Genomic DNA, 25,887 nt, shown 5'->3' on the forward strand with positions numbered 1-25,887 from the left:
GGAGTGCACGGCCCTGCGCAACGCACCGGGGGGACCGGTCCGTTCGGACCGGTCCCCCCGGAATGCTGCTTTCAGCTCTTAGTGCATGACGGCCATGGCCAGCGCACGCCGGGCGCGCATCGAGACGCGCTCGGCTCGCCGCTGCATGCGGCGGGCGGCGACCAGGCGCACGGCGTGACGCTCGGCGTCCACCTCACGCATGAGCTCGTCCATATGGGCACGAGCCAGGGCTTCTGGGATGAGTTGCATTTCGCGGGTCCTGTTCTGACGCGAGGTGATCGCGCCGGTGGTGATGAAGTCTGCGTGGGCGGCGCCGTGGGGCTGCTCGCTCGTGGTGTGGGCGGTCATGAGGGCCTGCTTCAGGGGGTCGTGCGTCAGGGGGCGGTCGATGGTTCCGATGGCGGTCATGCCGAGACAACCGGGTTCTTGCGCGGACGGCCACGGGGACGCTTCCGGGCTACGACGACACCCTGGACGAAGAGCTCGCCACCCCAGACACCCCAGGGCTCGCGGCGCTCGACCGCTCCGGCGAGGCAGGCCTCGACCAGCGGGCAGGTGCGGCAGAGGGACTTGGCGTACTCGACGTCGGCCGGGGACTCGGCGAAGAAGACCTCGGGGTCGAAGGTACGGCAGGGAACCGGGACGCCCAGGTTCTCGATGGCGTCGTCGAGCGCGGTCAGCGCGGTGAGCGGGGTCAAGGTGTGGTCCTCCGGAACTGCGGGCGGGGAGATCGTCTGGGTCTGAGGTACGGACGGGGCGTGCGCTTCGAGTTGCACGGTGTTTTCTTCCTCGTCTTGTTCGGCTAGTCGTTCCGGCCGGTCGGCCGGGTTCGGCTGGTACCTGGTTCTGCCAGTCCCGAGGCCCCTTCTCTGTCGTAGCCCCCGGTCGGGGACAAACAGAAGGGCCGCGGATCCCGGGTGGGGTTCCGCGGCCCTGAAGGCGCCGGCCTGATCATGCGATCAGGCTGGATCACTCCAGGGTTCGAGCCCACGGAAGGCCCACATCAGGTGGTGCTGCTGCTTCGTCTGCTTCTTCAGGGATCCGGCACCGGCCGCGGCGGCGAATCCATAGGCGCCATGCGCCTGCGCTTCTGCTGCCAGTACTGCCACCGGTGCCTGGGTCGGTCGCTCATTGCGCTCGCTGACCGCAAGGGTCGCGAGCAGGGCGGGGCGGTCGGCGGAAATCGCGGACGCACCGGCACCCAGAGCAGAGACGGAACCGAGCAGGCAGGAGGCATCGACCGAGCGATCGGTCATCTTGGTGAAGGTCATGAAGCTGGTCACTGGTCTCGCCTCCTCTCGGCGTCTCGGGGACCCGGCCCGAGGGCCTGTCCCATACGTATTCGGATAAGTACAGCACGGATCCAGGGCTTCGGAGAAGCCACCGTTTCCGTTGCTAAGAACCTATGGGTCTTCGCTGGGCATGTGCAAACTATTTTTCCGACGAGTTTCTACGCGTCGTCAGAATCCTCACCCTCAGGGTCCTGACCTGCACAGATGGCCAGGACATCGGCTCCGTACCGGTCAAGCTTACGAGCACCCACTCCGGAGATCATCGCGAGCTCCCCCGCCTCGGAGGGCGCGGCCTCCGCGATCGCCATCAGCGTCTTGTCCGTGAAGACGCAGTAGGCGGGCAGGCCCTGCTCCTTCGACTGGGCGGCTCGCCAGTCCCGCAGCCGCTCGTAGAGACCCTCGTCCATGTCGGACGGACAGTCCTCGCAGCGCATCAGCTTGAGCTCGCCGGCCTCGGTCAGCGTCCTGCCGCAGACCCGGCAGAGCACCGGGCCGCGGCGGCCGCGCGGCCGCGGCGGCCGCTCGCCCGCGGAGCCCGCCCGGTTCCCCGGGGCCGCGGAGCCCGGCCGCAGGCCGTTCAGGAAGCGGCTGGGGCGTCGGGAGGCCCTTCCCCCGGGGGCGCGCGAGAGCGCCCAGGAGAGGGTCAGGTGCAGCCGGGCCCGGGTGACGCCGACGTAGAGCAGCCGGCGCTCCTCCTCGACCTGGTCGTCGGTCTTGGCGTAGGTGATCGGCAGCATGCCGTCGGTGAGACCGACGAGGAACACCGCGTCCCACTCCAGGCCCTTCGCCGCGTGCAGCGAGGCCAGGGTGACGCCCTGGACGGTCGGGGCGTGCTGGGCGGCCCTGCGCTCGTCCAGCTCGACCGTGAGGTCCGCCAGGGTCGCCCCGGGCCGGGTGCGGGCGAAGTCCTCGGCGAGCCGGAGCAGCGCGGCCACCGACTCCCACTGGTCGCGCACGGCGCCGGAGCCGGCGGGCGGCTCGGTGGTCCAGCCGGTGGAGCTGAGCACCGCCCGGACCTGGGAGCCCAGGTCGACGATGTCCTCCAGCAGCGGGTCGTTCCCGCCGGAACGGGCCGCTCCGCGCAGGGCGAGGATGGCCTTCTGGACCTCCTGCCGCTCGAAGAAGCGCTCGGCGCCGCGCAGCTGATACGGAACCCCGGCGTCGGCGAGGGCCTGCTCGTAGACCTCGGACTGGGCGTTGATGCGGAAGAGCACGGCGATCTCGCCCGCCGGGACTCCCGCGGCGATCAGGTCACGGATGCGGCGGGCCACGCCCTCGGCCTCGGCGGGCTCGTCGGTGTACTCCGCGTACACCGGGTCGGGGCCGGACTCGCGCTGGGAGACCAGCTCCAGGCGGTGCTCGGCGGCCCGCCCCTTGGCCTGGTTCAGGAGGCCGTTGGCGAGGTGCACCACCTGGGGGGTGGAGCGGTAGTCGCGGACCAGCTTGACCACGGTGGCCTGCGGGTAGCGCGTGCGGAAGTTCAGCAGGTGGTCGGGGGTGGCGCCGGTGAAGGAGTAGATGGTCTGGCTGGCGTCGCCGACGACGCAGAGGCTGTCGCGCTCGCCGAGCCACAGGTCGAGCAGCCGCTGCTGGAGCGGGCTGACGTCCTGGTACTCGTCGACGACGAAGTGCTGGTACTGGGTGCGGATCTGCTCGGCGATGTCGTGGCGGTCCTGGAGGATGCCGACCGTCAGGAGCAGCACGTCCTCGAAGTCGATCATTCCGCGGTCGCGCTTGAGCTGTTCGTACGTCCCGTAGATCTGGGCGATCTCGGCCATGTCCCGGGGCGCCTCGCGGCCCGCCTTGAGGGCGGCCGCCGGATAGTCGGCGGGCACCGTCTGGGTGACCTTGGCCCACTCGATCTCGCCGGTGACGTCGCGCAGCTCGCCGCGGTCGAGCCGGATGCGGCAGCGGGCGCCGGCCTCGGCGACGAACTGGACCTTGCGTTCGAGCAGCCGGGGCACGTCCCCGCCGACGGCCTTGGGCCAGAAGTACTGGAGCTGGCGCAGGGCGGCGGAGTGGAAGGTCCGGGCCTGGACGCCGCCCGCGCCGAGCGCGCGCAGCCGGCCGCGCATCTCGCCGGCGGCCCGGTTCGTGAAGGTGACGGCGAGCACGCTGGCCGGCATGAGCTGGCCCGACCGGACCCCGTAGGCGATCCGGTGGGTGATCGCACGGGTCTTGCCCGTACCGGCTCCGGCCAGCACGCACACCGGTCCGCGCAGGCTCGTCGCGACCTCGCGCTGCTCCGGGTCGAGGCCCTGGAGCACCGCGTCGGCCGAGTCCGCTGCGGCGGTGAAGGATGAGGAGTGCGTTGCTGCTGTCACTCCGCCATGCTGCCAGGTCTCGTGAGCCGGGCGGGAAATCTGTCCACAGGCATCACAGATACGTCATATCAGTCACACCGGCGGTGTGGACGTGCACGCACGGGAATGGCCGCGGGATCGCGTACGTTCGAGTACTCGGACCACCGAGCCTTCACGAAGGAGAGCGCAGCATGCAGGAGACGGGCACCGTCACGATGTACAGCACGACCTGGTGCGGCTACTGCCGTCGGCTGAAGACCCAGCTGGACCGGGAAGGCATCGCGTACAACGAGATCAACATCGAGCTCGACCCGGAGTCCGCGGCGTTCGTCGAGAAGGCCAACGGCGGGAACCAGACCGTGCCCACCGTGCTCGTGACGTCCGCCGCCGGCAACGAGTCCGTCATGACCAACCCGAGCCTCGCCCAGGTCAAGCAGGCCCTCGCCGTCTGAGCGGCTCCCGCGTCCGCGGAAGGCCCCCGCCCTCCCGGGCGGGGGCCTTCCGCGGTCACGGAGTGACGAACGTTACGCCGCGGCCTTCGGCAGCGGCTCGCCGTACCAGAGCTCGACCAGCCGCGCGGCGATGGAGATGCCCGACGGGGGCAGCACCTCGCCCGACTCGAACGCCGCGCGCAGCTCGTCCCGGGAGAACCAGCGGGCCTCCTGGATCTCCTCGCCGTCCACGGTGATCTCGGAGCTGGTGGCGCGGGCGTTGAAGCCCAGCATCAGGCTGTAGGGGAAGGGCCACGGCTGGCTGGCCACGTACTCGACCTGTCCGACCCTGACGCCCGCCTCCTCCCACACCTCGCGGACGACGGACTGCTCGATCGACTCCCCCGGCTCGACGAACCCGGCGAGCGTCGAGAAGCGGCCCTCCGGCCAGTGCACCTGGCGGCCCAGCAGCGCGCGGTCGTACTCGTCGGTGACCAGCATGATCACGGCCGGGTCGGTGCGGGGGTAGTGCTCGGCGCCGCATCCCGGGCAGCGCCGGATGTGCCCGGCCGCCGCGACGACCGTGCGATCCCCGCAGCGGGAGCAGAAGCGGTGCATCCGCTGCCAGTTCTCCAGCGCCACCGCGTTGACCATCAGTCCGGCGTCGCGGTCGTTCAGCAGCAGTCCGGCCTCGCGCAGGCCGGCCGGGCGGGCCGACTGGTCCATGCGGCCGGGCAGGGCGTCCTTCTGCAGCGCGAAGTACCGTACGCCGTCCTCGTCCGTGCCCAGGAAGTAGCGGTGGGTCTCGGTGACCGGGGCCTCGAAGGCCGGGGTCATCACGATGCCGGTGCCGCCGTCGGGGGTGTCGTCGATCAGGACCTGGCCGCCGGAGACGACGAAGACGCGGGTCGTCGGGTGGCTCCAGGCGGCGGCGAGCCATGCCTCGTCGAGGCGGTGGTGCGCGGAACGGTCGATGCCGCTGGGCGCGGTGAGCGACAGAGGCCGCTCGGTATGGGTGCTCACTGGTACTTCCAACTCCCCCGGTGGTGGGACAGGCAGGCTCGGTACGACAGGTGTGTGCGCCGGGTCAGGCGGGTGTGCGGGGCGTGCGGTGGGCGTGGAGTCCGGCGGCCAGGTCCCCCCAGAGGTAGGCGGCCGTCTCGACGCCCTTGAGCAGCAGGTCCAGCTCGACCTTCTCGTTCGGTGCGTGCCAGCCGTCGGACGGCACCGAGATGCCGAGGAACAGCACGGGCGCACCCAGGACGTCCTGGAGGTCGGCGGCGGGTCCGGATCCTCCCTCGCGGGTGAAGCGGATCTTCTGGCCGAAGGCGCGGCCCATGGACCGGACGACGGACTGCAGGGCCGGGTGGTCCAGCGGGGTCAGGCACGGGCGGGTCGGTGCGCCGAAGGTTGTGCAGTGGCGGATGCCGTCCGGGATCCGGGCCGCGACCCATTCCCTGACGGCCGCCTCGACCTCGTACGGGTCCTGTCCGGAGACCAGGCGGAACGACAGCTTCACGTGGGCGGAGGAGGGCACGATGGTCTTCCCGCCGGGGCCCTGGTAGCCGCCGCCGATGCCGTTGACCTCGGCCGTCGGTCGGGCCCAGACGCGCTCCAGGGTGCTGTACCCGGCCTCGCCGGCGGCCGCGTGGGACTTGGCCGTGCGCAGCCACTCGGACTCGTCGAACGGCAGCTCGGCGATGAGCGCGCGCTCGGCGTCGGTGAGCTCGGTGATGCCGTCGTAGAAGCCGGGGACGGTGACGCGGCCGTCGTCGTCGTGCAGGGCGGCGACCAGGCGGGCGGCGGCGGTGGCCGGATTGGGCACGGCTCCGCCGAAGGCGCCGGAATGGATGTCCTGGTCGGGGCCGTGCAGGTCGATCTCGCAGTCGGCGACGCCGCGCATGCCGGTGCAGACGGTGGGGGTGGTCTCGGACCACATGCCGGTGTCGGAGACGATCACGACGTCGGCGGCGAGTTCGCCGGCGCGGCTCTCGACGAGCTCGCGGAAGTGGGCGGAGCCGGACTCCTCCTCGCCCTCGACGATCAGCTTGAGGTGCACGGCGGGGGCAGCGGCTCCGGTGGCCGCCAGGTGTGCCCGCACGCCCAGCGTGTGGAAGAACACCTGGCCCTTGTCGTCGGCGGCGCCGCGCGCGTACATCCGGCCGTCGCGGACCACCGGCTCGAACGGGTCGGTGTCCCAGCCGTCGGCGAGGGCGGCGGGCTGCACGTCGTGGTGGCCGTACACGAGGACGGTCGGGGCGTCGGGGTCCTCGCTCGGCCAGTGCGCGTAGACGGCGGGAGCGCCGTCGGTCTCCCAGACCTCGGCGACCGGGAACCCGGTCTCCTTGAGCTTCGCCGCGAGCCATTCGGCGCTGCGGCGTACGTCGTCCGCGTGCTCGGGCTGGGCCGAGACGGAGGGGATGCGCAGCCACTCGGCGAGGTCGTCGAGGAACGCGGCGCGGTGGGTGTCGATGTACGTGCGGACGACGCTGTCCGGCTGGGTGTCGCTCATGCCCCGAGCCTAGCCGTCCGCCCGGTGGTCACCGTCGGGGCCCGATTCGCCTTGGAGGATCCGCTCAAGGCGGGCCCTGCCGGGGAGGTTGCGGGGGCGGATCACACGGCCGCTGCGGACGTGCAGGAAGGCGGCGGTGACGCGGTGGAGCGGGGTGTTCGTGGCCTCGGCCCAGGCCAGGCGGTAGACGGCGAGCTGGAGCGGATCGGCCTCGGTGGTCCGGCCGGTCTTCCAGTCGACGATCTCGTAGGCGTCGTCGCCGTTGCCGTCGGTGGTCTTGTAGACGGCGTCGATACGGCCGCGGATGACGCGGCCGGCGAGGGTGAGCTGGACCGGGGCCTCCATGCGGTGGGGCGGGCGGTCGGCGTACGGGCTGCGTTCGAAGGCGGCCTTGAGGGCGTCGAGGTCGGCCTCGTCGGCGATGTCGTGGCCGGAGCCGGATCCGGCGGCGCCGGGGAGGTCGGCGACGGGGTCGAGGACGTCGAGGAAGGGCAGCGGGAGCTCGTCGAAGCGGGACTCGACCCAGGCGTGGAAGCGGGTGCCCTGGCGGGCCGCGGGCTGCGGGGGCTTGGGCATGGGGCGGGCGAGGTCGCGTACGAAGCCCTGCTCGTCGGCGGCGAGCCGGAGCAGCTGGCTGGCGGAGAGGGCGGGGGGCAGCTCCACGTCGCGGACGGCCGACCGGGCACGGCGGAGCTCGCCCTCCAGGGCGTCGAGGTCCCGGTCCCAGGAGGCGATCGCCCGGGCCTCCTCGGGCGTGAGCCGCACGCCTCCGGCGGGGCCGCCCGAGAGGCCCTGGCCCCCGGCGGGGGCCACGGCGCCCCCGCCGCCGGGGCCCGGCACGCCGGGCTGCGCCGCCGGGGCGGCGGACCGCGAGCCACCGGGCCGCAGCACGGAGTACTGCTCGGCCGCGGGCACGTCGGGCACGCCCGGCTGCGCCGCGGGGTCGGCGGCCCAGGCCTCGTCGGCCCACGAGTCCCGGGGCCGGGGCACGGCACCGGGGCCCGGGCCCGCGGCCCGGTCGGCGTCGTCCCAGGGGTCGTCGCCCCCGCCCGCCGGTCCGGGGTCGCCCCGGAGGGAGTCGGGGTCCCAGCCCTCGGCGGGGCCGGGGTCGGCGGGCCAGGGCTCGTCGTCGTAGGCGGGGTCCTCGCAGTCCGGTGGCCAGAGGTGGGCGTCGTCCTGGTCCGGCGGGGGCGGGGCCGCCAGATAGGACTCCACCAGGGCGGCCGCCGCGCGGCGCAGGACGAGGGAGTGCGGGTCGAGCGGCAGCGGCCAGGAGTGGTCGGCCGCGGACTCCCCCGCGAGGGCCGGATTCTCGGCGGACGGTTCGGGCTCGTCCGCCCAGGCCTCGATCTCACCGAAACCGGCCGCGCAGTGCTCGTACAGGGCGGTGAGGAACTCCGACGGGCCGCGGCGCCTCTTCTGGGTCGGGCCCCACCAGTGGCCCGAGGCCAGCAGCAGGGACCGCGGGCGGGTGAAGGTCACGTAGCCCAGGCGCAGCTCCTCCACCGACTTGTGGTGCTTGAGGGCGGCCTTGAAGGACTTCAGGCCGGCGGAGGTCCAGGCCGGGTCCGCGGGCAGGGTGGGGGCGTCGCCGCGCAGCGCGTACGGGAGGACCTTCGCGTACGAGGTCCAGGCCTCCGGTGCCTTCTCCTTCGGGAAGGACCCCGCGCACAGGTCCGGGACCACCACGACGTCCCACTCCAGGCCCTTGGACTTGTGGGCGGTGAGGACCTTCACCGTGTTCTCGCCGCCCGGCAGGGCGTGGTCGAGGCCCTTCTCGTACTGGGCGGCCGTGCGCAGGAACGCCAGGAAGGCCAGCAGCGTGGCCTCCCCGTCGAGCGCGGCGAAACCGGCGGCGACGTCCATGAAGTTCGACAGGGTCTCGCGCCGGCGGGCCGCAAGCGCGTGCGGGGACGCGGACAGTTCCACTTCGAGGCCGGTGGCGGACAGCACCCGGTGCAGGACGTCCATCAGCGGGTCGGCGAGCGACCGGCGCAGGTCGCGGAGCTCCTGCGCGAGGTGCGCGAAGCGGACCCGGGCCTCGGGGGAGAACGGGAGGTCGTCCGGGGTCTGGCCGGCGCCGTCGAGGAAGGTCTCCAGGGCGTCGGCGAGGGACACGATCTCGGCCGGGTCCACGCCCTCCACGGCCGCCGCGAGCCGTTCGTCGGGGTCGGCCCCGGCCTGCGTGCGGCCCACCAGGAGCCGCGCCCGGCGGCCCAGCAGCGCCAGGTCGCGCGCGCCGATCCGCCAGCGGGGGCCGATGAGGAGCCGGACGAGGGAGGCGTTGGCACCCGGGTCCTGGAGGACCTCGCAGACGGCGACGAGGTCCGCGACCTCGGGTAGGTGCAGCAGCCCGGACAGGCCGACGACCTCCACCGGGACGTCCCGGTCCACCAGCACGGCCTGGATCTGCGCGAAGTCCCCGGCGGACCGGCACAGGACGGCGATCTCGCGCGGCTCCGTACCCGTGCGCACCAGGTGGGCGACGGAGTCGGCGACCCAGTCGAGCTCCTGGGCGTGCGTCTCCAGGAGGGCGCAGCGGACCTGCCCGGCGCCCTCGGCGCCCGGCGCCGGACGCAGCGCCTCCACTCCCTCGTGCATGGCGCGCAGCGGGGCGGCCAGGTCGTTGGCCAGGTTCAGGAGGCGGCCGCCGCTGCGTCGGTTCTCGCTGAGGGAGAGCCGGGTGGCGGGGGTGCCGTCGGCGTGCGGGAAGTGCTCGGGGAAGTCGTCGAGGTTGGCCACGGAGGCTCCGCGCCAGCCGTAGATCGCCTGGCAGGGGTCGCCGACGGCGGTGACGGCGTGGCCGGTGCCCGCGCCGAACAGGCCGGACAGCAGCAGCCGCTGGGCGACCGAGGTGTCCTGGTACTCGTCGAGCAGGACCACCCGGAACTCCTCGCGCAGCAGCGCGCCCACCTCGGGCCGGGTGGTGGCGAGCTGCGCGGAGAGGGCTATCTGGTCGCTGAAGTCGAAGAGGTCGCGGGAGCGTTTGGCGGCGCGGTAGCGGCCGACGAGCTCCAGCAGTTCGAGGCGGCCGCGCACGGCCTCGGGGACCTTGCGCAGGTCCTCGTTGGTGAGGCGGGTGCCGGCGAGCACGTCCAGCAGCGCGGTGTCGTGGAGGCGCAGGCTCTGGGGGTCGACCAGGTGCTCGGAGAGTTCCGCGTCGAGCGCGAGGAGGTCGCCGACGAGGTCGGGGACGGACTTGGTGAGCGAGGGGTACGGGCCGGGGGCGTCGCGCAGCACCTTCGCGGCGAGCTGGAAGCGGGTGGCGTCGGCGAGGAGCCGGGAGCTGGGCTCCAGGCCGATGCGCAGGCCGTGGTCCTTGAGGAGCTGGCCGGCGAAGGCGTGGTACGTGGAGATGCGCGGCTCCCCGCCGGCCGCGGCGGCGTCGGCCGGGGAGGGGTCGGGGTCGGTGATGCCGGCCCGCGCCAGGGCGGTGCGTACGCGCTCGGACAGCTCACCGGCGGCCTTGTTGGTGAAGGTGAGGCCGAGGACCTGCTCGGGTGCGACCGTGCCGGTGCCGACGAGCCAGACCACGCGGGCGGCCATGACGGTGGTCTTGCCGGATCCGGCACCGGCGACGATCACCTGCGGGGCGGGCGGAGCGGTGACGCAGGCCATCTGTTCGGGCGTGAAAGGGATCCCGAGGAGCTTTTTGAGCTGCTCGGGATCGGTCAAGACGGACGCACGCGCGGACACGTAAAAAGGCTAGCCGCCCCCACCGACAACCCCGACCGCCCGACCGCCCGACCGCCCGACCGGCAGACCGGCAGACCGGCAGGCCGGCAGACCGCCCGCCCGCCCCGAGGTCACTCGACGGTCTGGCGGCCCTCCGGGCGGGCGCTGCACGAGCTGCGGAAGGAGCAGTGGTCGCAGTGGCGGCCGGTGGCGGGCGCGAACCGCTCGTCCAGCACCCGCCCGGCGGCGGTCGCGAGCAGATCGCCGACCCACTCCCCGTCGAGCGGCTCCTGGGCCTGGACCTTGGGGACCGTTTCACCGCCGTCGCGGATCGCGGCGCCCTGGCGGAGCTGGACGAGCTCTGCACCGCCGGGTTCGGGGCGCCGTCCGTCGAAGACCTCGTCGACGGCGCCCTCGCGGACGGCGAGCTGGTAGACGGCGAGCTGGGGGTGGCGGGCGACCTCGTCCTTGGTGGGCGCGGACTTCCCGGTCTTGAAATCGACGACGTACGCACGGCCCTGCGGGTCCGCCTCGACCCGGTCCATGGAGCCGCGGATGCGGACGGCTACGTCGCCGGCTTCGAGCGTGACGTCGAACTCGTGCTCCGTGGCCACGGCCTGCCGGCCCCCGCGGTCGGTGGTGTGCCAGCGCAGGAACCGTTCGAGGGCGGCGCGGGCGTTCTCCTTCTCCTGGGCCGACTTCCAGGGGGCGTCGAAGGCGAGGGCGTCCCAGACCGAGTCGAGGCGTTCCATGAGGACGGCCAGATCGGCGGGGGTGCGGCCGGAGGCGACCTCGTCGGCGAGGACGTGGACGACGTTGCCGAAGCCCTGGGCGGCGGTGGACGGTGCGTCGGCCTTGACCTCGCGGCCGAGGAACCACTGGAGGGAGCAGGTGTTGGCGAGCTGGTCCAGGGCACTGCCGGAGAGGGCGAGGGGCCGGTCCCGGTCGCGGAGCGGGACGCTGCTGCGGGTGGGCTCGTACAGGCCCCACCAGCGCTGCGGGTGCGCGGCGGGGACCAGGGGGCGGTCCTCGTCGTCGGTGAGCGCGGCGAGGCGGGCGAGGCGGCGGGCGGCCGCGTCGCGCAGGGCGGGCGAGGCGTCCGGGTCGACGGTGGTGGCGCGCAGCTCGGCGACGAGAGCGGGGACGGCGAGGGGGCGGCGGGGCCGGCCGGTGACGTCCTTCGGGGTGACGCCGAGCTCGGTGAGCAGGCGGGAGGGCTGGTCGCCGTCCTCGGCGGGGGCCTTGACGGCGGTGACGACGAGACGGTCGCGGGCGCGGGTGGCGGCGACGTAGAAGAGGCGGCGCTCCTCGGCGAGGAGGGCGCCGGGAGTGAGGGGCTCGGCGAGGCCGTCGCGGCCGATGCGGTCGGCCTCCAGGAGGGAGCCGCGGCGGCGCAGGTCGGGCCACAGGCCCTCCTGGACGCCCGCGACGACGACCAGGGACCACTCCAGTCCCTTGGAGCGGTGGGCGGTCATCAGTCGGACGGCGTCGGGGCGGGTGGTGCGGGCCGTCAACGTGTCGGCGGCGATGTCCTCCGCCTCCAGTTGTTCGAGGAAGTTGAGCGCGCCGCTGCCGCCGGTGCGCTCCTCGGCGCGGGCGGCGGTGTCGAAGAGGGCGCAGACGGCGTCGAGGTCGCGGTCGGCGTTGCGGCCGGCCGAACCGCCGCGGCGGGCCTGGCGTTCCAGCCGGTCGGGCCAGGGGGTGCCCTCCCAGAGGATCCACAGGGCCTCTTCGGCGGTGCCGCCGCCCTGGAGGAGCTCGCGGGCCTTGCGCAGGAGCAGCCCGAGGCGCTGCGCGCCGCGGGCGTAGGCGGGGTCGTGCGCGGTGAGGCGCTCGGGCTCGGCGAGGGCGCGGGCGAGCAGGACGTCGGAGGGCGCGGGCACCTTGACGCCGGCGGCGCGCTCCTCGTCACGCAGGGCGCGGCCGAGCCGCCGCAGGTCGGCGGCGTCCATGCCGCCGAGGGGGGAGGCGAGCAGGGTGAGCGCAGCCTCGACGCCTCCGGCCGGGCCGCCGGACTCCCCGGAACCCACCCCCGCCCCCTGCCCTGCCCCCGCATCGCCTTCGGTGTGGACACCGTCGCGGGCGAGGCCTGCGGCCTGCGGGTGGGCGGCGGTGGCGGGGTCCGCCTCCGGGCCGGAGGGCTCGATGGCAGCGGCGGGCCGCGCCGCGACCGAGGCGCCTTCCCGCGCTCCGGGCTCGCCGAGGGCGGCCGACGGGCCGGCCCCGGCGGGGGCCGCCGCACCACCCGCGGCGGGCAGCACGGGGCCCGCGGCCGGGTCCGCGTCCGCGCGGTCGGCCTGCGCGCCGGACTCGCCCGCGGCGCCAGCCGTGCCCGGGGCCGGCTCGGCGCGGTCGGCCTGCGCGCCGGGCCCGCCCGCGGCAGGGGGGAGGGATGCGGGCTCCGCGTCGGTGGCGTGGGTCGGGCCGGACTCGTCTGCGGGCGGCCAGGTGGCCGTGAGGCGGAGGGCGGTCAGGAGGGGGGAGACCGCTGGTTCGTGGCGGAGGGGGGTGTCCGTACCGTCCGTTTCGACCGGGACTCCCGCAGCGATCAGGGCTCGGCGCATCTGGGGGAGGGTGCGGCCGCCGGCGCGGACCAGGACGGCCATGTCCTGCCAGGGCACCCCGTCCTCCAGGTGGGCCCGGCGCAGGATGTCGGCGATGTTGTCCAGCTCGGCGCCGGCCGTCGGGTACGTGAAGACCTCCACCCGGCCGCCCTCCCGCGTGGCCCGCAGGTCACGGTGTGCGCGGACCGCTGCCGCGGGGAGGCGGGGCAGCGGCATGCGGGTCGTCAGGAGGCGGGTCGCCTGCAGGAGGGCGGCGCCCGAGCGGCGGCCCACCGTCAGGGCCCTGACCTGCGCGCCCGGGAAGGCGGACTCGAAGTCCAGCACGTTGTTGATGTCGGCGCCGCGGAAGGCGTAGATCGACTGGTCCGGGTCGCCGAAGGCGACGAGCGTCCCGCCGCGCCCGTTCAGGGCCCGCAGCAGCCGCAGCTGCGAGGCGTCCGTGTCCTGGTACTCGTCCACGAAGATCGCGTCGTAGGCGGAGGCCAGCGACGGCGTGCGCTCGGCGAGGAGCACCGCGCGGTGCAGGAGCTCGGCGTAGTCCAGCGTGCCCTGCATGTCGAGGACGTCCAGGTACTCGGAGAGGAAGGCGGCCGCCGCCTTCCAGTCGGGGCGGCCGATGCGGTCCGCGAAGGAGGCGAGGGCCTGCGGGCCGAGGCCCAGCTCGCGGGCGCGGGCGAGGACCGCCCGGACCTCGTCGGCGAACCCGCGCGTGGTCAGCGCGGCCCGCAGGTCGTCGGGCCAGCGGATCGAGCGGATCCGGCGCTGGCCCTCCAGGAGGGTGCGGACCATCACGTCCTGCTCGGGGCCGGACAGCAGCCGCAGCGGGTCGGCGAAGAGGTCGGTGTCCTGGTGGGCGCGGACCAGGCCGTAGCAGAAGGAGTGGAAAGTGGTGGCCTGCGGGGCGCGGGCACCGCCCAGCCTCAGGGCGGCCCGGTCGCGCAGTTCCACCGCCGCCTTGCGGCTGAAGGTGAGGATGAGGATCCGGGAGGGGTCCGTCCCCGCTTCCACGCGGGCGGCGACGGCCTCGACCAGCGTGGTCGTCTTTCCGGTGCCCGGTCCGGCCAGGACCAGGAGTGGTCCGCCGGGGTGGTCAACCACCGCCCGCTGCGCTGCGTCCAGCACAGGGGGATCCACCCGTTCCGGCCCGGTGCGCACGAGGCGGTACGCGTCGGGGGTCCGCGTACGCCGCCGTTCGGTGCGGTCGGAGGAAGAGGTGATCACGTGGGGTGCCGGTCCTGGTGGGTCTGCGGGGTGTGGCGGTGCTGCCGTGACGGCTCGCGCGGGAGCCGAGGCGGAAGCCGAAGAGGCAACGCTACGGCAACCCGCCGACGCCGCGCAGTCCCCCCGGGTACCCCGGACGGGCGTTCGCACCGTCGCCCGATCGCCCGCCCCGGCGCCGCATGGCCGAAGCTGTCAGGTGTGAGCCTCGTCGCGCCCGCCGTCCCTTCCGGGGTCCCGTCCGGGGTCCGGGTCCCCGTCCCAGCGCGCCCGGCGCATGTCCAGACGCGGCTCGCCGCCGGCCGTCAGGCGCAGCGGGGTGGCCTCCGTCCGGTAGTGCTCCAGGGCGCGCGCCTCGTGGCCGGGCAGCGGCATGCCGTCCGCCCGCACCACGCGCCACCAGGGCACGGCTCCCCCGTACAGGGCCATGACACGCCCGACTTGTCGCGGTCCCCCTTCGCCGAGCCATTCGGCGACGTCCCCGTATGTCATCACCCGGCCGGGCGGAATACGCTCGACGACCTCCAGTACGCGCTCCGCGTACGCGGGCAGCTCCTCACTCATTCAGCACATGGTGCAGTACCCCGGCCACCCGTCGGCGGAAGTTGTGGTTCCGGACCGGCGCGCACCCTGATGCCCCGGCGGCCCCTCGGTCCGTGCCACCATCTTCCGGGCGGTGACTGGTGATACGTGATCAAGAAGAGACGGATGTGACGACGAAGGAGCAGGGTGTGAGCCCTCCGGAAGGCGCGGCGGGGGACGACGGCGCGCGCCCTGACGACGGCCCCGCCTCCCGCCCGCAGAACCGCCCCCAGGACCTCGCGCCGGATCTGACGCGAGACGTGGCGCCGGACCCGGCACCGGACCGGGCGCCAGCTCTCGCGCACGGCGCGCACGGCCCCGCGGCCGAGCGCGCCCGCGGCGGCGACGAGGACGCGGCGGCCCCGCACGGCCACGCCCCGACCGCCGCCGACCAGGTCGAGGTCGACGAACCGCTGCTCGCCGCCCGCGTCCACCGGCCGTCCGACCTGGTACGCCTCCTCGTCGGCATGCTCGGCATCGCCGTGCTGTTCGGCATCGCCGCCTTCGCCCACGGCACCACGGTCGGCCTCGAGGAGGACATCAGCAAGGGCACCGGCCAGGCGCCGGACCTCCTGATCAAGGTCGCGGCGCTGGTCTCCAGCATCGCGGTGCTGCTGCTCCCCGTCGCCTTCGCCATCGAGCGGCTGATCAAACGCGACGGGCTGCGGATCGCCGACGGCGTGCTCGCCGCCGTCCTCGCGCACGGCGTCACCCTGGCCACCGACCTGTGGGTCTCCCAGGCCGCCCCCGACACCATCCAGGACGCCCTCACCCGTTCCGCGGGCGGCGGGGCCCTCACCGATCCCGTGCACGGCTACCTCGCGCCCGTGATCGCGTACATGACCGCGGTGGGGATGACCCGCAGGCCCCACTGGCGCGTCGCGCTGTGGATCGTCCTGCTGCTCAACGCGCTCACCATGCTGGTCAACGGCTACACCACCCCCTTCTCGATCATCCTCACCGTGCTGATCGGCTGGAGCGTGGCCTACGGCACCCTGTACGCCGTCGGCTCCCCCAACGTGCGACCCACCGGGCAGCACCTCCTCGCCGGGCTGCGCCGCGTCGGCTTCCAGCCGGTCAGCGCGATGCGCGCCGAGACGCCCGAGGGTCCCGAGGCGTCCGAGACCGGCGACCGCGGCCGGCGCTACCACGTCACCCTGGAGGACGGTCCTGCGCTCGACGTGACCGTCGTAGACCGGGAACAGCAGGCCCAGGGCTTCTTCTACCGGGTCTGGCGCCGGCTCACCCTGCGCGGCATCACCACCCGCCGCAGCCTGCAGTCGCTGCGCCAGGCCTTGGAGCAGGAGGCGCTCCTGGCGTACGCGGCCATCGCGGCCGGGGCGAACGCGCAGAAGCTGATCGCCACCTCCGAGCTGGGCCCGGACGCGGTGATGCTCGTGTACGAGCACCTGGGCGGCCGGACCCTGGACTCCCTGCCCGACGAGGAGATCACCGACGAGCTGAGCCGCAACGCCTGGGAGCAGGTGCGCGCCCTGCAGTCGCGGCGGATCGCCCACCGCAGGCTCACCGGGGACGCGCTCGTGGTGGATCGTTCCGGCAATGTCATCCTCACCGACCTGCGCGGCGGCGAGATCGCCGCCGGCGACCTGGTGCTCCGGATGGACGTCGCGCAGCTGCTGGCCACCCTCGGCCTGCGGGTCGGCGCGGAGCGCGCGGTGGCCTCGGCGGTGTCGGTGCTCGGCCCGGACACGGTGGCGGACTGCCTGCCCCTGCTCCAGCCGATCGCGCTGAGCCGTTCCACCCGGGCGACGCTGCGCAAGCTGGCCCGGGAGCGGGCCGAGCGGGAGCGGGAGGCCGTACTGGAGTCCTCGCGGGCGGCGAAGGCCGCGCGCGAGGCGGAGGCCGCGGCCTCCGCCGCCGCTGCCCCGACCTCGGCAGCGGCCGACCGCAAGGCCGAGAAGAGGGCGCTCGACGACGCCCTGGACGAGGCCCGCGAGGAGGACCTGCTCAGCCAGATCCGCCAACAGGTGCTGCTGATCCGCCCGCAGGCGCCGGTGGAGCCGGCCCGGCTGGAGCGGATCCGGCCGCGCACGCTGGTCTCGTTCATCGCCGGCGCCTTCGGCGCGTACTTCCTGCTGACGCAGCTCGCGCACGTCCCCCTCGCCGAGACCGTCGCGGACGCGGAATGGGGCTGGGTCGGTGCGGCCCTGGCCTTCTCGGCGCTCAGCTACGTCGCGGCGGCCATGAGCCTGCTGGGCTTCGTGCCCGAGCGGGTGCCGTTCCTGCGGACCGTGGTCGCGCAGGTGGCGGGGTCCTTCGTGAAGCTGGTCGCGCCGGCGGCGGTCGGCGGTGTCGCCCTGAACACGCGCTTCCTGCAGCGGGCGGGGATCCGGCCGGGGCTCGCGGTGGCGAGCGTCGGCGCCTCGCAGCTGTTCGGTCTGGCCAGCCACATCCTGCTGCTGCTCTCCTTCGGCTATCTGACCGGGACCGAGAAGACCCCGGAGATGACCCCGTCCCGGACCGTCATCGCGGGTCTGCTGACGGTGGCGGTCCTGGTGCTGGTGGTGACGGCGGTGCCGTTCATGCGGAAGTTCGTGGTGACCCGGGTCCGGGCGCTGTTCGCGGGCGTGGTGCCGCGCATGCTGGACGTGCTCCAGCGGCCGAAGAAGCTGGTGACCGGCATCGGCGGGATGCTGCTGCTGACGGGCTGCTTCGTGATGTGCCTGGACGCGTCGATCCGGGCGTTCGGGGGCGGCGAGGCCATCAGCTACGCGAGCATCGCGGTGGTGTTCCTGGCGGGCAACGCACTCGGTTCGGCCGCGCCGACACCGGGCGGCATGGGCGCGGTGGAGGCCACCCTGACGCTGGGCCTGGTCGCGGCCGGGCTGGAGAAGGAGGTCGCGATCTCGGCGGTGCTGCTGTTCCGCCTGATGACGTTCTGGCTGCCGGTGCTGCCGGGGTGGATCTCGTTCAACTTCCTGACCCGCAAGGAGGCCATCTAGCCTCCGGGCGGGTCCGCCTCTTGCCTCCGGCTCGGGCTGCGGGGGCGCTGGTGCTGCGCCCCGAGCCTGGGTTTTCGCCCCTGCCTGGCGGGCCTGGCTGCACCCCCGACGGTGCTCCGCGGCGCGGACCGCCTCAAAACGCCGGCGGGGCTGGATTCGGCCGCTGCCGTCCCGCACCGCGAGGGCTGTACCTGGTTGCCCCGCACAGCGGGCAGGTGGCCGCCCGGACCGACACCGATCCCCACGGTGATCACCGGGCTCCGCCCTGCGGTGGGGCCGCTGGGCGAGCCGGTCGCGGCGCGCGTGACCCGCTGGGACCAAGCTCCCGGCCTCGCGCTGTGCGGCGCCGCCTACGAGGGCATGGGGTACCGGCGTACGTGGCGACGGGCCGCGCGGCGGCGCGGCCGCCCGGTCCGGTGCCGGCGTACGGCGTAGCGGCTCCCGGCTGACCCGAACGGGTCAGCGCGCGGGCGGGGGGCGACGGGGGCGCGCACGATGGTGACATGCCCAAATACCTCCTGCGGGTCGCCGTCGCCGTCGCTCTCCTGGCCGGGGCGGCCGGTACCAGTGGCTGTTCCGACAGCGGGGAGGAGAAGACGCCCAAGGCCGGCGGCACGGAGGGGGCGCCGCCCCTGAAGTGGGGGGACTGCGAGGCCCCGACGGCCGCCGAGGGGGGCGGGCAGGCTCCGCCCAAGGACTGGCAGTGCGCCACGCTCCACGTGCCGCTCGACTACGCAGACCCTGAAGGAGAAACGATTCCTCTCGCCCTGATCCGGGCGAAGGCGAGGAATCAGAGCGAGCGTCTGGGGTCCCTCGTGTTCAACTTCGGCGGACCCGGCGGGTCCGGGATCACCACGCTGCCCGGCGCCGCCAAGGAGTACGAGGCCCTGCGCCGGCGCTACGACCTCGTGAGCTTCGACCCGCGCGGGGTGGGCCGCAGCGCCCCCGTCCTGTGCCTGGACGACAAGCAGCTCGACGCGTACTACGCCTCGGACTCCTCCCCCGACACCCCGGAGGCGGAGAAGGCGTACCTGGAGAACACCCGCAAGTACCAGCGGGCATGCGAGGCGAAGTCGGGGAAGGTGCTCCCGTACGTCGGCACCGAGAACGCCGCCCGCGACCTCGACCGGATCCGCCAGGCCCTCGGCGACGAGAAGCTCAACTACTTCGGGATCTCCTACGGCACCGAGCTCGGCGGCGTCTACGCCCACCTCTTCCCGGAGAAGGTCGGCCGGACCGTCTTCGACGCCGTCGTCGACCCGACCGCGACCTCCGAGCAGGGAGCGCTCGGCCAGGCCAAGGGCTTCCAGCTGGCCCTCGGCAACTTCGCGCAGGACTGCGTGGACCGGGGCGACGAGTGCCGGCTCCAGGGCAGTACCGCCAAAGAGATCGAGGACAACATCATCAAGCTGCAGAAGCAGCTGGCCGCCAAGCCCATCCCGGGGATCGGCGACCGGATGCTGACGGAGTCCTCGGCGACCAACGGCATCGCCCAGTCCCTCTACTCGCAGGAGCTCTGGCCGCTGCTGGAGCAGGGCCTGGACGAGGCGGAGGGCGGCCAGGGCCAGCTGCTGATGGCCCTGTCGGACGCCCTCAACGGCCGTTCCCAGAACGGCGACTACAGCAACATCGGCGCCGCCAACACCGCCATCAACTGCGTCGACTCCAAGGACCGCTACACCCTGGAGCAGACCAAGGCGAAGCTGCCCGCCTTCCGTGCCGCCTCGCCGGTCTTCGGGGACTTCCTCGGCTGGGCCATGATGGGCTGCACCGGCTGGCCGGTCCCCGGCACCGCGGAGACCCCGGACGTCTCCGCCCCCGGAGCCGACCCGATCCTGGTGATCGGCAACACGGGCGACCCGGCCACCCCGTACGAGGGCGCCCGCAAGATGGTGGAGCGACTCGGGCCCGGCGTGGGCGTGGAACTCACGTACAAGGGCGAGGGGCACGGGGCGTACAACAGCGGCGACCCGTGCGTGCAGGGAGCCGTGAACTCCTACCTGCTGGACGGGAAGGTGCCCGCCGCGAACACCGTCTGCACCCCCGCCCCGGACGCCTCCCAGTCTCCCGCCCGGCCGTCGGCCCCGGCCCCGGCGCAACCCGTCGGCGCCTGAGCACAGCCGGGCGGCCCGGGCCCGCCCGGGGTCCCGGTAGGGACGGGCACCGACAGCGGTGGCGGGAAGAGTTCATGACGGACATGACGAAGGGGTGCCCCGCAGGGAGCACCCCTTCGTCAGATCGCCACTGTCTTTAGTAGACCGGCTTCTCGGGCTCGATCTGGTGGACCCAGCCGATGACGCCGCCGCCCACGTGCACCGCGTCCGCGAAGCCCGCGGACTTCAGGACCGCGAGGACTTCCGCACTGCGGACACCCGTCTTGCAGTGCAAGACGATGCGCTTGTCCTGCGGCAGATCCTGCAGGGCGGTGCCCATCAGGAACTCGCCCTTGGGGATCAGCTTCGCGCCCGGGATCGAGACGATGTCGTACTCGTTGACCTCGCGGACGTCGATGATCTCGATCGGCTCGTCCGTGTCGATCCACTCCTTGAGCTGCTTCGGAGTGATCGTGGAGCCGGCGGCCGCCTCCTGGGCCTCCTCCGACACGACGCCGCAGAAGGCCTCGTAGTCGATGAGCTCCTTGACGGTCGCGTTCGGACCGCAGACCGCGCAGTCGGGGTCCTTGCGGACCTTGACCTGGCGGTACTGCATCTCCAGGGCGTCGTAGATCATCAGGCGGCCGACCAGCGGCTCGCCCACGCCCGTGAGCACCTTGATGGCCTCGGTGACCTGGATGGAGCCGATGGACGCGCAGAGCACGCCCAGCACGCCGCCCTCGGCGCAGCTCGGGACCATGCCCGGCGGGGGCGGCTCCGGGTAGAGGCAGCGGTAGCACGGGCCGTGCTCGGACCAGAAGACCGAGGCCTGGCCGTCGAAGCGGTAGATCGAACCCCACACGTACGGCTTGTTCAGCAGCACGCAGGCGTCGTTGACCAGGTAGCGCGTGGCGAAGTTGTCCGTGCCGTCGACGATGAGGTCGTACTGGCTGAAGATCTCCATCACGTTCTCGGCCTCGAGCCGCTCTTCGTGAAGGACCACGTTCACGTACGGGTTGATGCCCAGCACGCTGTCGCGGGCGGACTCGGCCTTGGAGCGGCCGATGTCCGACTGGCTGTGGATGATCTGGCGCTGCAGGTTGGACTCGTCGACCTCGTCGAACTCCACGATGCCCAGCGTGCCGACGCCGGCCGCGGCCAGGTACATGAGGGCGGGCGAGCCGAGTCCGCCCGCGCCCACGGCCAGCACCTTCGCGTTCTTCAGGCGCTTCTGGCCGTCCATCCCGACATCGGGGATGATCAGGTGGCGGGAGTACCGACGGACCTCGTCAACGGTGAGCTCAGCAGCCGGCTCGACCAGGGGTGGCAGCGACACGGGGACTCCGTAGATGGGGACGACTTAACGGTGGTTCTCTCCGTAACACTGCCACGCCCGTCTTCATTCCAAGACACCTGTTCCGATGCGTGAGACGATTTCGTCCCAGTACCCGGGCATGGACGCCCAGGGGTCGCGGTCCCCGACGGCGCGGCGGTCGGTGAACCAGATGGTGCCGGCGCCCTGCCAGCGCGCGATCCGCATCGCCTCCTCCAGGTGCGTGCGCGGCACCCCGTGGACCAGGTGGCAGAACCGCTCCGGCGGGTGGTCCGCCGTCCACTCCGCCACCTGCGACCAGCGGTAGTCGGCCCAGGCGCCGGAGAAGGTGACCAGCTGGTCGGCGGCGTCCGCGTAGCCCTCGTACGGGTGCGTGCCGTGCCCGAGCACGATCCGCAGGTCCTCCCCCAGGCCGCGGACGGAGTCTACGACGCGGCGCACCGGGGCCAGCTCCGCCTTGTCCGCCGGGACCCCGGCGAGGTAGAAGCCGCCGACCCCGTACCAGTCCCGGAAGCGGTGGGCGTCGGAGACCAGCTCCCCGAAGGACCGCGACCCGTCCCGCATCGCGAGATGGCCGAGGACCGTGCCGCCCGCGGCGTGCAGCTTCGCGGCCGCTTCGGTGCAGTGCGGATCGGGCCGCCCGCCCGGGCCGTCGGCGACGTTCAGCACGGCCCAGTGCAGCGGGGTGCCGGGGCGGGTCAGCTCGGCCCATTCCACGGGAGCGAGCAGCGGGTGCGCGTAGCCGGGGATGCCCAGTCCGAGGCGGCCGGCCCCGGTCGCGGCCGCCGTCAGGGCACCCGGCGGAGTGGTCAGATGCGGCACGCCGCCTCCATCCAGATGTCCGCGAGGGATTCCTCCAGGTTGATCCGGGGCCGCCAGCCGAGCCGGTCGCGGGCGGTGCGCACGTCGGCCTGCTGCCAGGCCCCGCAGCCGTCCGGGTAGGGGTACGGCTGGGGGGCCGATGCGGCCAGCTGCTCGGCGGTGACCTCGGAGCGGGGGGAACCGATGGAGGTGAGCCCGGCCGGCGGGCGGCCGGGGTGCCCGTGCCCCTGCTGCGGTCCGCCGTGCGGTACGTCGAGCTCGTGCAGGGCGCCCCCGTACCCGGCGACCCTGGCCAGGACGGCGGCCGCGTCACGCAGCCGCACGGCGCGGCCGGTGCCGATGTTCACCACGCCCTGGGCGGCGGACAGGGATGCGGCGTGCACGGCCCGTGCCACGTCCCGTACGTCGACGAAGTCGCGCTGCACGCCGAGCCCGCTGAGCTTGAGCTCGCCGTCACCGGACTGCATCGCGCGGCGCATGGCCTCGGCGAGCCGGCCGAGCGGGGACCCGGCGGGGGTGCCCGGGCCGACGGGCGAGAAGATCCGCAGTACGACGGCGTCCAGCCCGGAGCCCAGCACCAGTTCGGTGGCGGCCAGTTTGCTGACGCCGTACGGTCCGCCGGGTCTGGGCACGGCGTCCTCGGCCGTGGAGGATCCCGGCTGGCTGGGCCCGTACTCGGCGGCGCAGCCGAGCTGGACGAGCCGGGCCCCGCAGCCGCTGCGGCGCAGCGACTCGCAGATCGTCGCGACGGCGACGGTGTTGTGCCGGGTGAGTTCCCGGGCCCCGCCCCGGGTGGCTCCGGCGCAGTTGATGACGACGCCCGGGTGGACGGCGTCGAGGAAGCGCGTGAGCGCTCCGGGGCTGCCGGTGGCGAGGTCGAAGCGGACGTCGGCGTCGTCGCCGCGGCCGAGCGCGGTGAGCTGGACGGCGGGGTCGGCGAGCAGCCGGTCGGCGACGTAGCGGCCGAGGTATCCGTTGGCTCCGATCAGCAACACCCTCATCGCGAGACCCCTTGGTCGGTTGGCTGGCCGGTCATGTCTGTTTCTCCTTGCGGACGGGTGAATGGACGGGGCGGGGTACGGGCAGTGCGCCTCGGCGTCGGCTCCCAGGGGTGTCTTGCCGATCAGGCCGGATCAGGGAGCAGTGGATGACGCCATGGGGCCTCCCCAGGCCCGCAGGGCCGAGGGGAAATCGCAAGGCGGACGAGGGAGGCGGGCGGAGCGTCGTCGAGTGAGGACAGCGCGGCGAGGCGCGGTGGAAGGCGCCGCGAGCCCGGCATGGTCGACATGACACCCCCTGAGGGCTGTGGTGGTCCCGGGGGGCGTCATGGCCTCGCGTGCGCGGATGCGCGGGACAGGGCGAGGAGTGCGTGGACGAGGAGTGCGGCCGCGGCGGCGGGGGCCGCCGCCGGGACCGGGATCAGGGCGAGGGCGAGTGCCGCGGCGACGGGGCCGCGGCGGGTTCCGTGCCGCAGCAGGAGCCGGGTCAGGAAGAGCAGCAGGGCGAGCGGCACGGCCACCGGCAGCGGTGTGCCGGCGACGGCGGCGACGGCGGCCGCGGCCGCCGTGAAGACGGCGACGGACGCGAACAGCAGGGGGCGGGCCCGGTCGGCGAAGTCCTCCAGGGCGCGGCTCCCGTCGAGCCGGGCCCGCGCACCGGCGGCGAAGGCGGCGGCGAGCAGGTGCCCGGGGGCGACGGCCAGCGCGAGCCCGACCGCGAGGGCGCTGCCGTGCCGGTGGGCGGCCCAGCCGGCCACGGCCGCGGCGAGCAGGTGGGCGAGCCACGGGAACCGGCTTCCGGCGGCCCGCCCCGGCCACACCAGGGCGGCGACGGTGGCGGCCACGGCGGCGGGCCCGGCCCACGCCTGTCCCGCGGCGGCCGCGCCGGCGGCGAGGGCCCCGGGCAGCAGCGCACAGCCGAGGGCGCGGTAGGCGGAGGGCCCGGCCGGGACCAGGGCCGGCGCGGCGGCGGGCACCTCTCCGCGTGGGCTGCGGGCGTACAGCTCCTCGGCGAGGGAGAAGACGTCCCGGTGCCGGAAGCGGGCGGCGGTGCGGTCGGTGATGCCGTGGGCCTCCAGTCCGGCGGCGATCTCCAGGGGGTCCACGGCCCGCTCGCACAGCTCGCGGTGCCGGTGCAGCAGGGCTTTGACGGGGTCCCCGCCGGCCCGCGGTCGCGCCTGCGGCTTCGCTCCCCGGACGACTTCGGCCCCGCCGGGGCGCAAGGCGGCGGCCCCGGCGGTTCCGGCCTCGCCGGCGGTCGAGCCGCGGGGTCCGGTGCTGCGCCCCGGCAACGGTGCCGCAGCCGCGACCGCGTCCTGCGGCGCGCGGTCCGGTGATGCGCCGGGGGCCGGGGCGCTGCCCCCGGACTCCCGCGCCTCACGTCCCGGCAGGGCCGCGGTGCCGGGGTCGACGGTGGTCATACGGCGGCCTCCGAGGTGGGGTCCGGTGCGGGCTTGGCCCAGGTCGGGCTGGTCCAGTGGCCGGGCACCCGTGCCTCCGGGGGCCGGGCGAAGGGGACGCCGCCGTCGGGCCGTTCGGAGCCCTTGGCCAGCAGCCGGAGGTAGATCTCCTGGAAGGCGGCGACGTTCTGCTCGACGGTGAACAGCTCCAGGGCCCGCGCCCGTGCGGCGGCGCCGAGGCGTTCCGCCCGCTCGGCGTCCCCGAGCAGGGACAGGCAGGCTTCGGCGAGTGCCCGCGGGTTGCGCGGCGGGACGACGAGGCCGGTGCCTCCGATGACCTCGCAGACCGCGCCGACGTCGGTGGAGACGGTGGCGCGCCCGCAGAGCATCGCCTCGGCCAGGGTGACGGGGAAGCCCTCGATCACGGAGGACAGCACGACGACGCGCCCGGCTCCGTACGCCTCGGCAGCGGAGGGGACTTCCGGTCCGCCGATCTCCTCGAAGGCGACCGGGTTCTCCCCGACGCTGACGCAGTCGGCGGCCTCGTCGGGGAACAGCTGCGCTGCGAGGGAGCGGCAGTCGGCGAGGTAGCCGGGGTCCGCGGCCGTGGCGAAGATCCGCAGCCGGGTGCGCGGCTCGGCCCTGCGGACCTCGGCGAAGGCGTGCAGCAGGGCGATGAGGTCCTTGGCGGGCTCCACCCGGCCGACCCAGACCAGCGTGTCGGGGTCCCCGCGGTCGGCGGCGTCCCCGACGGTGGTGAATCGGTCCGCCTCCATCCCCGGGTAGACCGTCCGCAGCCGGTTACGGGTGGCGCCGCAGCGCTCCTGCCAGCGCCGGGCGTGGGCGTTGCCGGGGGTGAGGAAGTCGGCCCGGGCGTAGATCTCGGTGGCCAGCCGCAGGTGGAAGGCGGCGAGCAGGGCCCGTACGGCGGGGCGGGGCTCCTCGCCCTCGCCGGCGCCGCCGAGGTGGGCCAGGTAGTGCGCGCGCAGCTGGACCCCGTACTCGGTGACCAGCAGCGGGACCCCGAAGAAGCGTTTGGCCAGCAGGCCGGGGAGCGCCGCCACCCCGCCGGCGGCCGCGTGGCAGACGTCGACCGCGCCGAGGCCCTCGCCGCGGGCGTTCTCCTCGTACCAGTCGAGGGACAGCGGCCGGAGCATGCCCTCCAGTTCGTCGACGAACTCCAGCAGGTCGGTCACCTGCGCCGCCTGTACGGTGCGGCTCGCGCCGGGGGCCCGGCAGGCGGCCTCCAGGGCCCGCACCGCGGATTCGGAGCGCAGTGCCGCGTACAGCCCGCCCTGTTCGCGGGAGAGGCCGGCGAGCCCGTACAGCCCGGCGGCGAAGGCGTCGGGGGCGCCGGCGCAGATCCCGTGGACCAGCTCCTTGAAGCAGTCCGCGAACCGTCGGCGCTCGCGCCGGGAGTAGGTCCGCCCGTCGTCGGCGGGGGCCCACAGGGGGGCCGTGCGGACGTGGGTGACGTGCTCGGGCAGCGGGACCCGGGCGCGTTCCTGCTCGGCGCTGCGGCTCAGCGCGTAGAGCTCGAACTCGTGCTGCGGGAGTCCGCGCACGAGCCGGTCGCACCACAGCCTGGCCTCGCCCGTCGCATACGGATAACCACCTTCCGTGAGCAGTCCGATCCGCACGAGTGGCACCCCCGATCTCCCGTCCAGGCGGTCGCCGTCGGTCCGGCGACCCGCCGCGGGA

17 protein-coding genes are annotated in these 25,887 nt (G+C 74.1%); 3 read left to right on the forward strand and 14 right to left on the reverse strand.

Going from position 1 to position 25,887, the window contains the following annotated elements; translation table 11 throughout:
* Positions 1-78: 78 nt before the first annotated feature.
* From ACZ3X1_RS12970 to ACZ3X1_RS12985, 4 genes are all read right to left on the reverse strand, one after another.
* A complete protein-coding gene (locus ACZ3X1_RS12970; RefSeq protein WP_356813639.1) occupies positions 79-408 on the reverse strand; it encodes a hypothetical protein in 330 nt (109 codons plus the stop codon).
* Complete coding sequence (locus ACZ3X1_RS12975; protein WP_030029453.1) at positions 405-776, reverse strand: WhiB family transcriptional regulator; 372 nt, start codon at positions 774-776, stop codon at positions 405-407. The genes ACZ3X1_RS12970 and ACZ3X1_RS12975 overlap by 4 nt, the downstream gene beginning before the upstream one ends.
* Before the next feature lie 183 nt (positions 777-959).
* Positions 960-1,283: a hypothetical protein gene (locus ACZ3X1_RS12980; RefSeq protein WP_390077765.1), complete on the reverse strand. Its 324-nt coding sequence runs from the start codon at positions 1,281-1,283 to the stop codon at positions 960-962.
* Positions 1,284-1,450: 167 nt separating this feature from the next.
* On the reverse strand, positions 1,451-3,616 hold the full coding sequence (locus tag ACZ3X1_RS12985) for an ATP-dependent DNA helicase UvrD2 (RefSeq protein ID WP_467279307.1): 2,166 nt from the start codon (positions 3,614-3,616) through the stop codon (positions 1,451-1,453).
* A gap of 170 nt (positions 3,617-3,786) precedes the next feature.
* Between ACZ3X1_RS12985 and ACZ3X1_RS12990 the strand changes: the two genes are divergently transcribed.
* Complete coding sequence (locus tag ACZ3X1_RS12990) at positions 3,787-4,047, forward strand: mycoredoxin (RefSeq protein ID WP_356813642.1); 261 nt, start codon at positions 3,787-3,789, stop codon at positions 4,045-4,047.
* A gap of 72 nt (positions 4,048-4,119) precedes the next feature.
* Here ACZ3X1_RS12990 and nudC read toward each other — a convergent pair whose 3' ends face one another.
* From nudC to ACZ3X1_RS13015, 5 genes are all read right to left on the reverse strand, one after another.
* A complete protein-coding gene (gene nudC / locus ACZ3X1_RS12995; RefSeq protein ID WP_356813643.1) occupies positions 4,120-5,061 on the reverse strand; it encodes an NAD(+) diphosphatase in 942 nt (313 codons plus the stop codon).
* A gap of 52 nt (positions 5,062-5,113) precedes the next feature.
* Positions 5,114-6,538, reverse strand: coding sequence for a dipeptidase (locus tag ACZ3X1_RS13000; RefSeq protein WP_467279310.1), 1,425 nt, complete (start codon positions 6,536-6,538; stop codon positions 5,114-5,116).
* A gap of 9 nt (positions 6,539-6,547) precedes the next feature.
* A complete protein-coding gene (locus ACZ3X1_RS13005; protein WP_467279312.1) occupies positions 6,548-10,234 on the reverse strand; it encodes an ATP-dependent DNA helicase in 3,687 nt (1,228 codons plus the stop codon).
* Between the two features lie 110 nt (positions 10,235-10,344).
* Entirely contained in the window at positions 10,345-13,932 is a 3,588-nt protein-coding gene (locus ACZ3X1_RS13010) for an ATP-dependent helicase (RefSeq protein ID WP_467279552.1), read from the reverse strand.
* 258 nt (positions 13,933-14,190) lie between these two features.
* Positions 14,191-14,559, reverse strand: coding sequence for an MGMT family protein (locus ACZ3X1_RS13015; RefSeq protein ID WP_356813647.1), 369 nt, complete (start codon positions 14,557-14,559; stop codon positions 14,191-14,193).
* 167 nt (positions 14,560-14,726) lie between these two features.
* Between ACZ3X1_RS13015 and ACZ3X1_RS13020 the strand changes: the two genes are divergently transcribed.
* Both ACZ3X1_RS13020 and ACZ3X1_RS13025 read left to right on the forward strand, forming a co-directional pair.
* Positions 14,727-17,540, forward strand: a complete 2,814-nt coding sequence (locus ACZ3X1_RS13020; RefSeq protein WP_467279318.1) for a lysylphosphatidylglycerol synthase transmembrane domain-containing protein — start codon at positions 14,727-14,729, stop codon at positions 17,538-17,540.
* A 503-nt stretch (positions 17,541-18,043) separates the two neighbouring features.
* The gene (locus tag ACZ3X1_RS13025; RefSeq protein WP_467279321.1) at positions 18,044-19,654 is read left to right on the forward strand and encodes an alpha/beta hydrolase; all 1,611 of its coding nucleotides are present in this window, start codon (positions 18,044-18,046) and stop codon (positions 19,652-19,654) included.
* Between the two features lie 136 nt (positions 19,655-19,790).
* Here the strand turns inward: ACZ3X1_RS13025 and moeZ are convergent, their stop codons facing one another.
* From moeZ to pelF, 5 genes are all read right to left on the reverse strand, one after another.
* Positions 19,791-20,969, reverse strand: coding sequence for an adenylyltransferase/sulfurtransferase MoeZ (moeZ, locus tag ACZ3X1_RS13030; protein ID WP_467279324.1), 1,179 nt, complete (start codon positions 20,967-20,969; stop codon positions 19,791-19,793).
* A 63-nt stretch (positions 20,970-21,032) separates the two neighbouring features.
* Positions 21,033-21,788 carry a spherulation-specific family 4 protein gene (locus tag ACZ3X1_RS13035; RefSeq protein ID WP_356813651.1) on the reverse strand — a complete coding sequence of 252 codons (756 nt, stop codon included), beginning with the start codon at positions 21,786-21,788 and terminating at the stop codon, positions 21,033-21,035.
* Positions 21,776-22,789 (reverse strand): NAD-dependent epimerase/dehydratase, encoded by a 1,014-nt coding sequence (locus ACZ3X1_RS13040; RefSeq protein WP_356813652.1) that lies wholly within the window; start codon positions 22,787-22,789, stop codon positions 21,776-21,778. The genes ACZ3X1_RS13035 and ACZ3X1_RS13040 overlap by 13 nt, the downstream gene beginning before the upstream one ends.
* 323 nt (positions 22,790-23,112) lie before the next feature.
* Positions 23,113-24,207 (reverse strand): hypothetical protein, encoded by a 1,095-nt coding sequence (locus ACZ3X1_RS13045; protein ID WP_390077777.1) that lies wholly within the window; start codon positions 24,205-24,207, stop codon positions 23,113-23,115.
* Positions 24,204-25,826, reverse strand: coding sequence for a GT4 family glycosyltransferase PelF (pelF, locus tag ACZ3X1_RS13050; RefSeq protein ID WP_467279554.1), 1,623 nt, complete (start codon positions 25,824-25,826; stop codon positions 24,204-24,206). Before pelF ends, ACZ3X1_RS13045 begins: the two co-directional genes overlap by 4 nt.
* Positions 25,827-25,887 lie beyond the last annotated feature (61 nt).

The sequence above is a fragment of the Streptomyces sp. NPDC023541 genome (assembly GCF_055559995.1).